Here is a 13,835-nt window from a genome sequence, read left to right as displayed (position 1 = left end):
GTGGAACCGAAACTCGGGTTCGGCTGGACCGAAGAGGAGATCCCCGACCTCACCGGCACGACTGCCGTGGTGACCGGCGCCAACTCGGGGTTGGGCTTCGTGACCGCGACGCAATTGGCCGCGCATGGGGCCTCCGTGACCCTGGCCGTGCGGGACGCCGCCAGGGGAGCGGCGGCAGTGGAACGGATGCGGGCTGGCCTGCCGGACGCGGTCCTCACGGTGCGGGTACTCGACCTCGCCAGCCTGGCCTCGATCGCTGCCTTCGCCGACGAGTTCACCGCCGCGACCGGTCGCCTCGACCTGCTGGTGAACAACGCCGGCGTGATGAACCTGCCCCAGCGGCAGACGGCCGACGGGTTCGAGATGCAGTTCGGCACCAACCACCTGGGCCACTTCGCACTCACTGGCCGGTTGCTGCCGCTGCTTCTGGCCGCCCCGGATGCGCGCGTGGTCACGCTCTCGTCCACCGTGCACCGGATCGGCAAGATGAACTTCGACGACCTGATGGGAGCCCGGCGTTACCGACCGTGGCCGGCGTACGGGCAGAGCAAGCTGGCCAACCTTCTGTTCACCAGCGAGCTGCAGCGCAAGGCGACGGCGGCGAAGCTGTCGTTGCGGGCGATGGCGGCGCATCCGGGTTTCGCGTTGACCAACCTGCAGACCGTGGGCCCGACCATGCGCGGCTCGAAGGCCACCACCAGGCGCAGCCGGTTGACGGCGGCCCTCATTCGCGAGTTGGCCCAGCCGGCCGGGTGGGGCGCGTTGCCCACCCTCTTCGCCGCGACCGTGCCCGATTTGGCCGGCAACTCGTTCGTAGGGCCGGAGGGGTTCGGGCAGCAGCACGGGCATCCGGTCCCGGTGACACGCTCCAAGCGCGCCGAGAATTCCGGCGACGCGCTCCGGCTCTGGGCCCAGAGCGAACGCCTGACCGGCGTCAACTACGACTTCACGGGGCGCAGTCGCAACGATTCTTGGAGGGGATGACGGGAATCGAACCCGCGCCATCAGTTTGGAAAACTGAGGCTCTACCATTGAGCTACATCCCCATGTGCCGGTGTGTGGCACTCGAATATCGTAGTACAGGTTTCGGTGCGCGTTTTCCCCCGGTGCCCCCGAGTGCCCCACAGATGGCCCGGAACGCGCCCGGAATACCCCCAGGGATGCCCCGGGCTTCGGCTCGTGCACTAGACTGACGGAGGTCAATCCGCCTGTCGCGTGAGTCTGCGCGCCGAGTTGGTGGCCCCAACGGGTGAGATGAATCCCGGGGCGTAGCTCAGCTTGGTAGAGCGCTCGGTTTGGGACCGAGAGGTCGCAGGTTCGAATCCTGTCGCCCCGACCATCACCCCCCTGCACATCTGTCGAACATAATCTGTCGAACACAGGAGATTTAAACGTGAAGTCCACGGTAGAAAAGCTGAGCCCCACGCGCGCCAAGGTCACCATCTCGGTGACCCCGGAAGAGCTGAAGCCCAGCATCACCCACGCCTACGGGCACATTGCCGAGGACATCAACATCCCCGGCTTCCGCAAGGGCAAGGTTCCGCCGCCCATCATCGACCAGCGCGTCGGTAAGTCCGCCGTGCTGGAGCACGCCGTCAACGAGAGCCTCGACGGTTTCTACCGCAAGGCCGTCGACGAGCACAAGCTGCGCCCGCTCGGCCGCCCCGAGGCCGACATCGTCGAATGGCCCAGCGACAAGGACTTCTCCGGAGACCTGCTGCTGGCCATCGAGGTCGACGTGCGCCCCGAGATCGACCTGCCCGCCTACGAGGGCCTCAAGCTCACCGTTGACGCCGTGGAGATCTCCGACGACGAGGTCACCGAGGAACTCAACACCCTGCGCAGCCGGTTCGGCACGCTGATCACGGTCGACCGTCCCGCCACCACCGGCGACTTCGCCCAGATCGACCTCGTCGCATCCGTCAACGGTGTCGAGGTCGACAACGCCAGCGGCATCTCTTACGAGGTCGGCTCCGGCGACCTCATCGAGGGCATCGACGAGGCCCTCGAATCCCTCACCGCCGGTGAGACCACCACCTTCGCCTCCAAGCTGCTCGGTGGAGACCACGAGGGCGAGACCGCGGAGATCACCGTCACCGTCATCGCCGTCAAGGAGCGCGAGCTTCCCACCGCCGACGACGACTTCGCTCAGATCGCCAGCGAGTTCGACACGATCGCGGAGCTCACCGAGAGCCTCAAGGTTCAGGTCGGCCGCTCCAAGGTCTTCGGCCAGGGCAACCAGGCCCGCGAGCTGCTCATTGAGCAGCTGCTCTCCTCCGTCGAGGTCCCCATCCCCGAAGCGATCATCGCCGACGAGGTGCACCGTCACCTCGAGGGCGAGAACCGCCTCGAGGACGAGACCCACCGCGCCGAGGTCACCGAAGCCAGCGAGAAGACCTTCCGCCAGCAGATCCTCCTCGACACCATTGCGGAGGCCGAGAAGGTCAAGGTCAGCCAGGACGAGCTCACCCAGTACCTGATCCAGGGTGCGTCGCAGTACGGCATGGACCCGAGCGAGTTCGTTCAGGCCCTGTCCGGCAACGGCCAGATCCCCTCCATGGTCGCCGAGGTCGCCCGCAACAAGGCCCTCGCCATCGCCCTGGGTAAGGCCCTGGTCACCGACTCCAACGGTGCCACCGTCGACCTGTCCGAGTTCACGGCCGTCGTCGACGACGAGCCGGCCGCGGATGAGGCCACCGACGAGGCAGCTTCCGACGACGCCGTCGAGGAGGCACCGGCCGCCGAGGCCAAGCCCAAGAAGAAGGCTGCAGCCAAGAAGTAACCTCGACGCCTGATGGCGTTGGCTAACGGGTCGGATGTCTCTGGACATCCGGCCCGTTTTGCGTGGCCGCACACCGTGTGAATCTGCCGAGGGCGAACAGAGCCTTTTGTGTGCGTTGGACCCTATAGATTCATTCTGAAGCGACAAGCGAAACGGAGCGCGACATGGCCGAAATGGCACTTACACCCGGAGTTTTTGACCGACTGCTCAGCGACCGCATCATCTGGCTCGGCTCAGAAGTGCGGGACGACAACGCCAACGAGATCTGTGCCAAGATCCTTCTGTTGGCCGCAGAGGACTCGCAGCGGGACATCTTCCTCTACATCAACTCACCCGGTGGTTCGATCACCGCGGGTATGGCCATTTACGACACGATGAAGTTCGTGCCGAACGATGTCGTCACGGTGGGCATCGGCCTCGCCGCCTCGATGGGCCAGTTCCTGCTCTCCTCCGGAACCAAGGGCAAGCGTTACATCACCCCGAACGCGCGAGTGCTGCTGCACCAGCCGTCCGGCGGATTCGGTGGCACGGCCGCCGACATCCAGACCCAGGCCAAGGTCATCCTCGACATGAAGAAGCGCATGGCCGAACTCACCGCCGAGCAGACCGGCAAGTCGGTCGAGCAGATCCTCATCGACAACGACCGCGACAACTGGTTCACCGCCCAGGAGGCGCTGGCCTACGGATTCGTCGACCACCTGCGCGAATTCGCGTCGGATGTGGTCGGCGGCGGCGGCACCGACGACTCAGTCAACAAGAAGTAGGACGGGCAGAAACGACATGGAATTCACTAACTTTGGTCACCAGGCCGGCGGAATGGCTCCGCAGGCACCCCAGTCGCGGTACATCCTCCCCACCTTCGAGGAACGCACCGCCTACGGCTACAAGCGCCAGGACCCCTACGCCAAGCTGTTCGAGGACCGCATCATCTTCCTCGGCGTGCAGGTTGACGACGCATCCGCCGACGACGTGATGGCCCAGCTGCTCGTACTCGAGAGCCAGGACCCGGACCGCGACATCGTCATGTACATCAACTCGCCCGGTGGTTCCTTCACCGCGATGACGGCGATCTACGACACCATGCAGTACATCCGTCCACACATCCAGACGGTCTGCCTCGGCCAGGCGGCTTCCGCCGCGGCGGTGCTGCTGGCCGGGGGAACCCCCGGCAAGCGCCTCGCGCTGCCGAACGCCCGCATCCTCATCCACCAGCCCTCCGCCGGTGGCCAGGGCGGCGGCCAGGCGTCCGACATCGAGATCCAGGCAGCCGAGATCCAGCGGATGCGGGAATGGCTCGAAGAGACCCTCGCGAGCCACTCCAACCGCTCCAAGGAGCAGGTCCACAAGGACATCGACCGTGACAAGATCCTCGGCGCTCCCGAGGCCCTCGAATACGGCCTGATCGACCAGATCCTGACCAGCCGCAAGAACGTTCCCACGCTGGTCAAGTAGCACTCCACCACCGAGTTGGCCCTCTGGCCAGCTTGTTAGCCGAACGGCGCGTCGCTCTCGAGGCGGCGCGCCGTTTCGCTTTGTTCCGCGGGTGCACGAATCTGTCACACGCACAAGCTAGGCTCGAATTCAGCGTCACTGATGGAGGAGGCTCACGGATGGCCCGAATAGGCGAGAGCGCCGACCTGTTGAAGTGTTCTTTCTGTGGAAAGAGCCAGAAGCAGGTGCAGCAGCTCATTGCCGGACCCGGCGTGTACATCTGCGATGAATGCGTTGAGCTCTGCAACGAGATCATCGAGGAACGTCTGGCCGAGGCCGGAGCCGAAGAAGCCGGCAGCGAGTTCGAACTGCCCAAGCCCCGGGAGATCTTCGGATTCCTGGAGGAATACGTCATCGGGCAGGAAGCCGCCAAGCGCGCCCTCGCCGTTGCCGTCTACAACCACTACAAGCGTGTGCGCAGCCGCGCCACCCTCACCGCCGCCGACGCCATCCACGACGACGTCGAGATAGCCAAGTCCAACATCCTGCTGATCGGCCCCACCGGCTGCGGCAAAACCTATCTCGCGCAGACCCTGGCGAAGCGGCTCAACGTGCCGTTCGCCGTAGCGGATGCGACGGCACTCACCGAGGCCGGCTACGTCGGTGAGGACGTGGAGAACATCCTCCTCAAGCTCATCCAGGCCGCCGACTACGACGTGAAACGTGCCGAGACCGGCATCATCTACATCGACGAGATCGACAAGATCGCCCGCAAGGCCGAGAACCCGTCGATCACCCGCGACGTGTCGGGGGAGGGCGTGCAGCAGGCCCTCTTGAAGATCCTCGAGGGAACCGTCGCCTCCGTTCCGCCGCAGGGCGGGCGCAAGCATCCGCACCAGGAGTTCATCCAGGTCGACACCACGAACGTGCTGTTCATCGTGGCCGGCGCGTTCGCCGGACTCGACGACATCATCTCCCAGCGTGCCGGCAAGAAGGGCATCGGCTTCGGCGCCCCGCTGCACAGCAAGGGCGACGACATCAACCTCTTCAGCGAGGTGCTGCCGGAAGACCTGCACAAGTTCGGCCTGATCCCGGAGTTCATCGGGCGCCTGCCGGTTGTGACCACGGTCACCCAGCTCGACCAGGTGGCGCTCATGCAGATCCTCACCGTGCCCAAGAACGCCCTGGTGCGCCAGTACCAGCGCATGTTCGAACTCGACGGGGTAGAGCTCGACTTCGAACAGCCGGCCCTCGAGGCGATCGCCGACCTCGCCGTGCTCCGCAAGACCGGTGCCCGGGGCCTCCGCGCCATCATGGAGGAGGTGCTCGGCCCGATCATGTTCGAGGTGCCGTCAGCCACGGATGTCGCGAGGGTCATCGTCACCCGGGAGTCGGTGCTCGAGAACGCGGCTCCCACCATCGTGCTGCACAAGGCCCGCCGCGAGGACAAGTCCGCGTAACCCACCCGCTCGCTGTCCGGTCAGAACCGCCCCCACCGCATCGGTGGGGGCGGTTCTGCTTCACGGACGCCGCAGGCGGCGGGGCACGCCGAAGTTGACAGGACGGGGTGGGGGATATCTAATATATTGCATGCCGGTTCCCCGCCCCGATAGCTCCCACCGCCCCGCTTCGCTGCGCGACTACGCCTACGAGGCCATCCGCAGCGCCATCGTCGACGGCACCCTCGCGCCGGGGGAGAAGCTGCGCGACGCAGACCTGGAGTCCTGGCTCGGCGTGAGCCGCACGCCCATCCGGGAAGCGATCGCCCGGCTGGAGACGGCCGGCCTGGTGCGCACCGAACGGGCCCGGCAGACCATCGTGGCACCGCTGGACGAGCGTGCGGCCCTGAGTGCCCAGGCCATCGCGGCGTCGCTGCACGAGCTCGCCGCGCGTGAGGCCGTCGCCCAGCTCACCCACGCCGACCTGGGCCTGATGGAGGCCGCCAACGAGCGCTTTCGGACGGCGCTGGCCGACAACGACGTCAACGCCGCCATCGCCGCCGATGACGACTTTCATGCGGTCGCCGTGCGGGCCAGCGCCAACGAGTTGTTGCCGGCCCTGCTCGAGCAGGTGACCCCCACCCTGCGCCGCCTCGAGCGGGCCCGGTTCTCCTCCCTCGCCGGCCGGGGCTCCGTGGCCGACCACGATCGGATCATCCGCCTGTGCGCGGCCGGGCGGGCCGTAGAGGCCGGCGCCGCCGTGCGTGAGAACTGGCTGACCCTGGGCCGGATGCTGGCCACCGCGGCCGAGCACGACGCCGACTGACCTCACTCACCCCGACACAAAGGACCCCATGGCACTCCGTGATTTTCCCCGTCACCCGCTCACCTTCGGCCCGAGCCCGATCCACCCGCTGGACCGGCTGAGCAACCACCTCGGCGGTGCCCGTATCTGGGCCAAGCGCGAAGACGTGAACAGCGGGCTCGCCTTCGGCGGCAACAAGACCCGCAAGCTCGAGTACCTGATCCCGGATGCCCTCGCCCAGGGCGCAGACACCCTGGTGTCCATTGGCGGGATCCAGTCCAACCACACCCGGCAGGTCGCCGCCGTCGCCGCCCACCTCGGGCTCAAGGCCGTGCTTGTGCAGGAACAGTGGGTGGACTGGCCGGACAGCGTGAACGACAGGGTCGGCAACATCCTACTGTCCAGACTCACCGGCGCCGACGTGCGCATCTCGGCGGATGGCTTCGGGATCGGCTTCAAGGACTCCTGGACCCAGGCGATCGCCGACGTGGAAGCCGCGGGCGGCACGCCGTACCCGATCCCGGCCGGTGCCTCCGACCACCGCCTCGGCGGCCTCGGCTTCGCCAACTGGGCGCACGAGGTCGCGGCCCAGGAGACCGAGCTCGGAGTCTTCTTCGACACCATCGTGGTGTGCAGCGTCACCGGCTCCACCCACGCCGGCATGATCGCGGGGTTTGCCGACCTCGTGGCCAACTTCGGCGGCGCCAGGCGCCGCGTGATCGGTATCGACGCATCCGCCAAGATCGACGCGACCCGCGAGCAAGTTGCCCGCATCGCCCGCAACACCGCCGAACTGATCGGCGTGGGGCGGCCCATCTCCGATGACGAGGTCACCGTGCTCGAGGGCTGGGCCGGCGATTACTACGGCATCCCGGTGGAGTCGACGAACAATGCCATCCGCCTCACCGCCAGTCTGGAGGGCGTGATCATCGACCCCGTCTACGAGGGCAAGTCGATGGCCGGGCTGATCGACCTCGTCACGAGCGGCGACATCGGCCCCGACAGCAACGTGCTCTACGCCCACTTGGGCGGCCAGCCAGCCATCAACGCCTACAGTGCGCTCTATCACTGACGCGACGCCCCTGCCAGCCCGGAACAGTTGGTCAGTTGAGCCCGCGGCGGTCTAGCAGGGGCTGAATGCGGGCGTCACGGCCGCGGAAGTCCCGATAGGCGGCCAGCGGGTCCACGCTGCCGCCCACACCGAGCAGGCGGTCTCGGAACCTGTCGCCGTTGGCGCGGGTGAGGCCGCCGTTCTCCGTGAACCAGGCCACGGTGTCGGCATCGAGGACCTCGCTCCAGATGTAGGAGTAGTAGCCGGCGTCGTAACCGCCGGAGAACGTGTGCGCAAAGTAGGTGCTCGCGTACCGTGTGGGCACCACCGGGTTGTCGAGGCCCACCTCGGCCAACGCGGCGGCTTCGAACGCGGCCACATCCGTGATGGATTCGTCGGCGCCGATCCGGTGCCAGGCCTGGTCCAGCAGGGCCGCGGCCAGATACTCGCTGGTACCGAAGCCCTCGTTGAACGTCGTCGTTTCACGGATGCGGTCGACGAGCTCCTGGGGCATGGCTTCGCCGGTGCGGTAGTGCCTGGCGTAGTTCGCCAGGACCTCGGGCCAGAGCATCCACATCTCGTTGACCTGGCTGGGGAACTCGACGAAGTCCCTGTACACATTGGTGCCGGCGAAACGCGGGTAGGTCACCTGCGCGAACAGGCCGTGCAGCGCGTGGCCGAACTCGTGAAACAGGGTGGTCACCTCGTCGAAGCTGAGCAGCGTGGGGGAGCCCGCGGCGGGCTTGGGCAGGTTGAGGTTGTTCGTGACGATCGTCGGGGTGGCCAGCAGGGTGGACTGGGAGACCAGGGCGTTCATCCAGGCGCCCCCGCGTTTGGCGTCGCGCGTGTAGAAGTCGGCGATGTAGAGGCCCACCGGTGAGCCGTCATCGTTGGCGACCTCGAAGACTCTGGCCTCGGGGTTCCAGGCGGCGAGGTCGGGGCGTTCGGTGAAGGTGACACCGTAGAGCCGGGTGGCGGCGAAGAAAACCCCGTCGTGCAGCACCCGTTCCAGTTCGAAGTACGGACGCATCGCACTGGCGTCGACATCGAATCGGGACTGGCGCACCCGCTCGGTGTAGAACGCCCAGTCCCAGGCGGCCAGGTCGAAGTCGCCGCCGGAGTCCCGCACAGCGTTCTGCAGAGCCCGCTGCTCGGCGTGGGCGTTCCGTGCCGCCGCCGGCGCGAGCCGGTCCAGCATGCCGGCGACGGCCTCGGGGGACTTGGCCGTTTCGTCGGCCGTGACGTACGCGGCATGGTTGCTGAAGCCCAGCAGCCGGGCGCGGTGGGCGCGCAGCCGGGTGATCTCGAGCACCAGCTCGCGGTTGTCGTATTCGCCGCCGCGGATGCCCCGTGACCTGGATGCGGTCAGCAAGCGCTCGCGCACCGCACGGTCAGTGAGAGACGCGAGGTACGGGTGGCTGGTGGGCAGCACCAAGGTGATGACGTACTTGCCGGCGAGACCGCGCTCGGCGGCGGCCTCCGCGGCGGCGGAGATCTCGCCCTCGCCGAGTCCGTGCAGCTCGCTGACGTCGTCGAGCACCAGGGCCAGGGCGTTGGTGTCCGCGAGCAGGTTCTTCTCGAACCTGGTGGTCAGGGTGGACAGGCGCATGTTCAGGTCGCGCAGGGCACCCTTGTCGTCGTCGGAGAGCGCCGCACCGGCGAGGGTGTACTCGGTGTAGTACCGCTCGAGAAGGTAGGCGGTCTCGGGGTCGAGATCCAGGCCGGCACGGCGCTGGTGCAAGGCGGCGATCCGTGCGTACAGGGCGGGGTCGAGACGGATGGCGTCGGCGTGCGCTGCGAGCCTGGGCGCCAGTTCCTCCTCGAGGGCCGTGCCGAACTCGGTCGCGTCTGACGAACTCAGGGAGAAGAACACCGTGGCCACGCGTTGCAGAACCTGTCCGCTTCGTTCCAGGGGGATGAGCGTGTTCTCGATGGTCGGTTCGGTGGGATCCGCCGTGATGGCGGCGACCTCGGCGAGCTGTTCGGCCATGCCGGCGTCGAAGGCCGGGCGGTAGTGCTCGTTGCGAATCTCTGCGAATGGCGGCAGCTGGTACGGCAGGGTACTGGGAGCGAGAAACGGGTTCGAGGTGTCGGCCATCGCCCCAGCCTAGTGTCGCCGTCGGGATGTCGGTCCGGGTAGTGCCCGGTGCGTTGAGCCTGACCGCGACGTAGGGTGTGGGCATGACTGAGAGCCCGGAGCGTCAGGAAACCGCACCGCGAGACGAACCCGGGGGCGGCCGGGAGCACCTTCCGCGCGTGCTGACCTGGCGCACCGTGGCCAACTCGGCCGCGTACCTCATGCCCCAGCTGCGCGCGGGGCGGAGCGTCGTCGACGTGATGTGCGGGCCGGGCACCATCACCATTGATCTGGCGCGCCGCGTCGCGCCGGCCACGGTGCTCGGCATCGACACATCCCGCCTCATGGTCGAGCAGGCGGCAGGCCTGGCCTTCGACGGCGGGGTGCGGAACGCGCGCTTCCGGGTCGGTGGCGCCTACGCCATCCCGGTGCCGGATGCGTCGGTGGACATCGTGCATGCCCACCAGGTGCTGCAGCACCTCGACAACCCGGTGGCAGCGCTCCGGGAGATGCGGCGGGTGCTCAAACCGGGTGGTGTGCTGGCCGCCCGCGACGCCGACTACGGCGGCGTGACTTGGTATCCAGGGCTTCCCGGGCTGGCCACCTGGTTGAGCGTGTACCGGGCGGTGCACGGGCAGGGCGGCGGCGACCCGAACGCCGGGCGGGCGCTCAAGGCGTGGGCACGGCAGGCCGGCTTCGATGATGTGGCGAGCAGCGCATCGATCTGGTGCTTCGCGTCGGCGGCCGAGCGGGAGTGGTGGGGGGAATCCTGGGCCGCACGGGTCACCGAACCCGACTTCGCCGCACGGGCGATCGAGACCGGTGCCAGGCTGGCGGATCTCCACGAGATCGGCGCGGCCTGGCACCAGTGGGCGCAGGACCCTGACGCGTGGTTCGGCATCCCGCACGGCGAAATCATCGCCACCCGGTGATGTCTAGATCCAGTCCTCGTCGTCGTCCACCACGACGGCAGGCTGGGTGATGGTGGCGCTGTCTTCCTTCGGGTCGAACCTGATGACGGTGCCGTCGTCGAGTTCGATGACCGGCTTGCCCTCGAGCCAGGTCAGGGTCCACCGCCAGGCACTGGTGTCATCGGGAAGGGCGGCGAGGTCGCCCTCCACGGCCTGCAGCGCGATGACGACAACCTCGGGCAGCCCCGCGGGCGGTTCTGCGCCGAGGGACCAGCGGGTTCCGAGCTGCATGGTTAAACCTCTGCCTCGTAGGTGACCAGGCTGGTGCGGGTGCCGACCGTGTCGTAGAGCTTCTGGGCCGCGGCGTTGTCGGCAGTGGTGATCCACTGCAGCTTGCGGTAGTTGTGCGCCTTGGCGTACTCGGTCGCGAAAGCCATCAGGTCCCGGCCGGCACCGGCTTCTGATGCGTCGGGGGTCACGTACAGGTCATCGATGAAGAGTCCCATGTCGCCGCTGAGGGTGCGGGGGACACCCCGGTACAGGGTGAAGCCGACGAAGTCGCCGTTGTCGTCGACCGCGACAGCGCCGTCGAGATCATGGTTCTTGTCAATGATCCAGCTCCACACGCGCAGAGCCTTCTCATCGGTCAGGTCGCTCTTGGACAGCTCGCTGTACCCTTCGAACAGGCCGAGCCACGGGAAGAAGTCCTTGTCGCCCAGCGGGCGAACCTTGATTGACATGCGGTTCTCCTTTAGATTTCCGACACCGTGGCGAGCACGATATCAGCTACGACCAAGTCATCGGCCTTGACGAAGGTCAAGTCGGTGATCCGGCCTACTGCTTTCAAGTCGGCGGCCACCTGCGCGAGCAGGGCCACCTCTGCGTCAGGTCCGCCGATGGTGGCGGACTCGACGGCAGACTTCTGTGACGCCTTCGCGTCGGTTTTGGCGCGACGGATGCCCGTGAGCGCCCGGCTGGCCAGGTCCAACAGGGCGATGCTGTCGGCGTCCGGCGTCACGCCGGAGGCGGCGGGCCACTCGGCCTGGTGCACCGAGCCGTCGTTCGACCAGGACCATGCTTCCTCGGTCGCGAACGGTACGAACGGTGCGAACAGGCGCAGCAGGGTCGACAGGGCGATGCGCAGTGCGGCAACGGCCGAGGCCTGCTCCGGACCGGCTTCGCCGTAGGCGCGTTCCTTGACCAGCTCGAGGTAGTCGTCGCAGAACGTCCAGAAGAAGCTCTCGGTGAGCTCGAGTGCGCGGGCGTGGTCGTAGCCCTCGAACGCGGCAGTGGCCTGGCCGACAACCACGTCGAGGCGGGCCAGCATGCTCGCGTCGATGGGTTGGCTCACCGGGGCGGCGTCGTCGCCGGCGAAGCCGAGGATGAACTTGCTGGCGTTGAGGATCTTGATGGCGAGGCGGCGGCCGATCTTGATCTGGGTGGGGTTCTTCGGATCGAAGGCGGCATCCGTTCCCAGACGGGAGGACGCAGCCCAATACCGCACGGCATCCGAACCGTGCTGAACCAGCACGTCGGCCGGAGTGACGACGTTGCCCTTGGACTTGGACATCTTCTTGCGGTCGGGGTCCACGATGAAACCGGAGAGCGCCGCGTGCTGCCACGGCGATTCGCCGTGCTCGAGCTCGGCGCGCAGCAGGGTGGAGAACAGCCAGGTGCGGATGATGTCCTGACCCTGCGGGCGGAGCGAGTACGGGTAGACCAGCTCGAAGAGTTCGGGGTCGCGCTCCCAGCCGCCGGCGAGCTGCGGGGTCAGCGAGGACGTCGCCCAGGTGTCCATCACATCGACCTCGCCGACGAAGCCGTTGGCCGCGCCGCGCTGCTCGGCCGTGTAGCCGGGGGCGACGTCGGAGGACGGGTCGACGGGAAGCAGGTCGCTGGTGGCGATGATCGGCTGGTCGAAGACCGGGTTGGACTCGGCGTCGAGCGGGTACCAGACGGGCAGGGGGACACCGAAGAAACGCTGTCGGGACACCAACCAGTCGCCGGTCAGGCCATTGACCCAGTTCTCGTAGCGCACCCGCATGAACTCAGGATGCCACTGCAGGGCGGAACCGTGTTCGATCAGTCTGGCGCGCAGCTTCTCGTCGCGGGCGCCGTTGCGGATGTACCACTGCCGGGTGGAGACGATCTCGAGGGGCTTGTCGCCCTTTTCGAAGAACTTGACCTGGTGCACGATCGGCTTGGGGTCACCGATCAGGTCGCCGGATTCGCGGAGCAGCTCGACCATGGCCTGCTTGGCCGAGAAGACGGTCTTGCCGGCGAGCTGGGCGTAGGCGGCCTGTGCGGCCGGGGTAACGATGACGTCAGGGGCCTCGGCGATGATGCGGCCGTCGAAACCCATGATTGCGCGGTTGGGCAGGTCGAGTTCCCGCCACCAGACCACGTCGGTCACGTCGCCGAAGGTGCAGATCATCGCGATGCCCGAACCCTTGTCCTTCTGGGCGAGGTGGTGGGCGAGAACGGGAATCTCAACGTCGAACACGGGGGTGCGCACCGTGGTACCGAAGAACTCCTTGTACCTGTCGTCGTCGGGATGCGCCACCAGGGCGACGCAGGCGGCCAGGAGCTCCGGGCGCGTGGTCTCGATCTCGATGGTGCCGCCATCCGGCTTGTGGAAGGAGACCCGGTGGTACGCGGCCGGCATCTCCTTGTCTTCAAGCTCGGCCTGGGCGACGGCGGTGCGGAAGGTGACGTCCCAGAGGGTGGGCGCCATGGCCTGGTAGGCCTCGCCGCGGTTGACGTTGCCGACGAAGGCCAGCTGGGACGCGGTGATCGATTCGGGCGCGATCGTGCGGTAGCTCTGCGTCCAGTCGACGCTGAGGCCCAGGGTGCGCCAGAGCTCTTCGAACTGCTTTTCATCCTCGACGGTGAGGCGTTCACACAGTTCGATGAAGTTTCGACGGCTCACGGGAAGCTGATCGGCGGCCTTGGTGCTCTTGCCGTCGCCACCCTCGAACGGAGGAACGAAGTCTGCCGTGTACGGCAGTGACGGGTCGCAGCGGACCCCGTAGAAGTTCTGCACGCGGCGTTCGGTGGGCAGGCCGTTGTCGTCCCAGCCCATCGGGTAGAAGACGCTCTTCCCACGCATGCGCTGGAACCGGGCAACGACGTCGGTGTGTGTGTAGCTGAAGACGTGGCCGATGTGTAGGGAGCCCGATGCCGTGGGCGGGGGAGTGTCAATCGAGAAGATCGACTCCTTCGTGGCGCTGGCACGGTCGAAGCGGTAGGTGCCCTTGGCCTCCCAGCTGGTTTCCCATTTCGCTTCCAACCCTTCGAGGGCGGGCTTTTCGGGAACGCGGTCGGCGCTGGTCATGACTC

12 protein-coding genes and 2 tRNA genes are annotated in these 13,835 nt (G+C 67.0%); 9 read left to right on the top strand and 5 right to left on the bottom strand.

The features are described from left to right. Entirely contained in the window at positions 1 to 984 is a 984-nt protein-coding gene (locus E3T61_RS03645; RefSeq protein WP_134639518.1) for an oxidoreductase, read from the top strand. Here E3T61_RS03645 and E3T61_RS03640 read toward each other — a convergent pair. Further along, positions 973 to 1,046: transfer RNA gene (locus tag E3T61_RS03640), tRNA-Gly, on the bottom strand. The two genes, E3T61_RS03645 and E3T61_RS03640, sit on opposite strands and share 12 nt — an antisense overlap. Before the next feature lie 216 nt (positions 1,047 to 1,262). Between E3T61_RS03640 and E3T61_RS03635 the strand changes: the two genes are divergently transcribed. The 7 genes from E3T61_RS03635 to E3T61_RS03605 all read left to right on the top strand — a co-directional run bounded on the left by E3T61_RS03635 (position 1,263) and on the right by E3T61_RS03605 (position 7,529). After that, a tRNA-Pro gene (locus E3T61_RS03635) sits at positions 1,263 to 1,339 on the top strand. Between the two features lie 54 nt (positions 1,340 to 1,393). Further along, entirely contained in the window at positions 1,394 to 2,782 is a 1,389-nt protein-coding gene (gene tig / locus E3T61_RS03630; RefSeq protein WP_134639517.1) for a trigger factor, read from the top strand. A gap of 164 nt (positions 2,783 to 2,946) precedes the next feature. Then, positions 2,947 to 3,546 (top strand): ATP-dependent Clp protease proteolytic subunit, encoded by a 600-nt coding sequence (locus E3T61_RS03625; RefSeq protein WP_110127494.1) that lies wholly within the window; start codon positions 2,947 to 2,949, stop codon positions 3,544 to 3,546. Positions 3,547 to 3,562: 16 nt separating this feature from the next. After that, entirely contained in the window at positions 3,563 to 4,234 is a 672-nt protein-coding gene (locus tag E3T61_RS03620; protein ID WP_166793130.1) for an ATP-dependent Clp protease proteolytic subunit, read from the top strand. A gap of 158 nt (positions 4,235 to 4,392) precedes the next feature. Continuing rightward, positions 4,393 to 5,673, top strand: a complete 1,281-nt coding sequence (gene clpX, locus E3T61_RS03615) for an ATP-dependent Clp protease ATP-binding subunit ClpX (protein WP_134639516.1) — start codon at positions 4,393 to 4,395, stop codon at positions 5,671 to 5,673. 130 nt (positions 5,674 to 5,803) lie between these two features. Beyond that, positions 5,804 to 6,478, top strand: coding sequence for a GntR family transcriptional regulator (locus tag E3T61_RS03610; protein ID WP_134639515.1), 675 nt, complete (start codon positions 5,804 to 5,806; stop codon positions 6,476 to 6,478). Between the two features lie 28 nt (positions 6,479 to 6,506). Continuing rightward, positions 6,507 to 7,529 carry a 1-aminocyclopropane-1-carboxylate deaminase gene (locus E3T61_RS03605; RefSeq protein ID WP_134639514.1) on the top strand — a complete coding sequence of 341 codons (1,023 nt, stop codon included), beginning with the start codon at positions 6,507 to 6,509 and terminating at the stop codon, positions 7,527 to 7,529. 31 nt (positions 7,530 to 7,560) lie between these two features. On the opposite strand, the gene E3T61_RS03600 is transcribed toward E3T61_RS03605, so the two are convergent. Further along, the gene (locus tag E3T61_RS03600; RefSeq protein ID WP_134639513.1) at positions 7,561 to 9,606 is read right to left on the bottom strand and encodes a M3 family metallopeptidase; all 2,046 of its coding nucleotides are present in this window, start codon (positions 9,604 to 9,606) and stop codon (positions 7,561 to 7,563) included. Between the two features lie 83 nt (positions 9,607 to 9,689). Here E3T61_RS03600 and E3T61_RS03595 point away from each other — a divergent pair, with 83 nt between their 5' ends. After that, entirely contained in the window at positions 9,690 to 10,517 is an 828-nt protein-coding gene (locus E3T61_RS03595) for a methyltransferase domain-containing protein (RefSeq protein WP_134639512.1), read from the top strand. Between the two features lie 3 nt (positions 10,518 to 10,520). Here the strand turns inward: E3T61_RS03595 and E3T61_RS03590 are convergent, their stop codons facing one another. From E3T61_RS03590 to valS, 3 genes are read right to left on the bottom strand one after another with little or no spacing between them, the layout of a single operon-like run. Continuing rightward, entirely contained in the window at positions 10,521 to 10,787 is a 267-nt protein-coding gene (locus E3T61_RS03590) for a hypothetical protein (RefSeq protein ID WP_134639511.1), read from the bottom strand. A 2-nt stretch (positions 10,788 to 10,789) separates the two neighbouring features. Then, on the bottom strand, positions 10,790 to 11,236 hold the full coding sequence (locus E3T61_RS03585; RefSeq protein ID WP_134639510.1) for a GNAT family N-acetyltransferase: 447 nt from the start codon (positions 11,234 to 11,236) through the stop codon (positions 10,790 to 10,792). An 11-nt stretch (positions 11,237 to 11,247) separates the two neighbouring features. Next, the gene (valS, locus tag E3T61_RS03580) at positions 11,248 to 13,830 is read right to left on the bottom strand and encodes a valine--tRNA ligase (protein ID WP_134639509.1); all 2,583 of its coding nucleotides are present in this window, start codon (positions 13,828 to 13,830) and stop codon (positions 11,248 to 11,250) included. Positions 13,831 to 13,835 lie beyond the last annotated feature (5 nt).

This window comes from Cryobacterium lactosi, from assembly GCF_004403945.1.
In the GTDB taxonomy this organism is placed as follows: domain Bacteria; phylum Actinomycetota; class Actinomycetes; order Actinomycetales; family Microbacteriaceae; genus Cryobacterium; species Cryobacterium lactosi.
Note: the sequence above shows the minus strand (reverse complement) of the source record. Positions and strands in the feature narration are given on the sequence as shown.

Bases quoted from the DNA above. Each gene is read 5' to 3' on its own strand.
- E3T61_RS03625 (WP_110127494.1), top strand. From the start codon at position 2,947: ATGGCCGAAATGGCACTTACACCCGGAGTTTTTGACCGACTGCTCAGC.
- E3T61_RS03620 (WP_166793130.1), top strand. From the start codon at position 3,563: ATGGAATTCACTAACTTTGGTCACCAGGCCGGCGGAATGGCTCCGCAG.
- clpX (WP_134639516.1), top strand. From the start codon at position 4,393: ATGGCCCGAATAGGCGAGAGCGCCGACCTGTTGAAGTGTTCTTTCTGT.
- E3T61_RS03610 (WP_134639515.1), top strand. From the start codon at position 5,804: ATGCCGGTTCCCCGCCCCGATAGCTCCCACCGCCCCGCTTCGCTGCGC.
- E3T61_RS03605 (WP_134639514.1), top strand. From the start codon at position 6,507: ATGGCACTCCGTGATTTTCCCCGTCACCCGCTCACCTTCGGCCCGAGC.
- E3T61_RS03600 (WP_134639513.1), bottom strand. From the start codon at position 9,606: ATGGCCGACACCTCGAACCCGTTTCTCGCTCCCAGTACCCTGCCGTAC.
- E3T61_RS03595 (WP_134639512.1), top strand. From the start codon at position 9,690: ATGACTGAGAGCCCGGAGCGTCAGGAAACCGCACCGCGAGACGAACCC.
- E3T61_RS03590 (WP_134639511.1), bottom strand. From the start codon at position 10,787: ATGCAGCTCGGAACCCGCTGGTCCCTCGGCGCAGAACCGCCCGCGGGG.
- E3T61_RS03585 (WP_134639510.1), bottom strand. From the start codon at position 11,236: ATGTCAATCAAGGTTCGCCCGCTGGGCGACAAGGACTTCTTCCCGTGG.
- valS (WP_134639509.1), bottom strand. From the start codon at position 13,830: ATGACCAGCGCCGACCGCGTTCCCGAAAAGCCCGCCCTCGAAGGGTTG.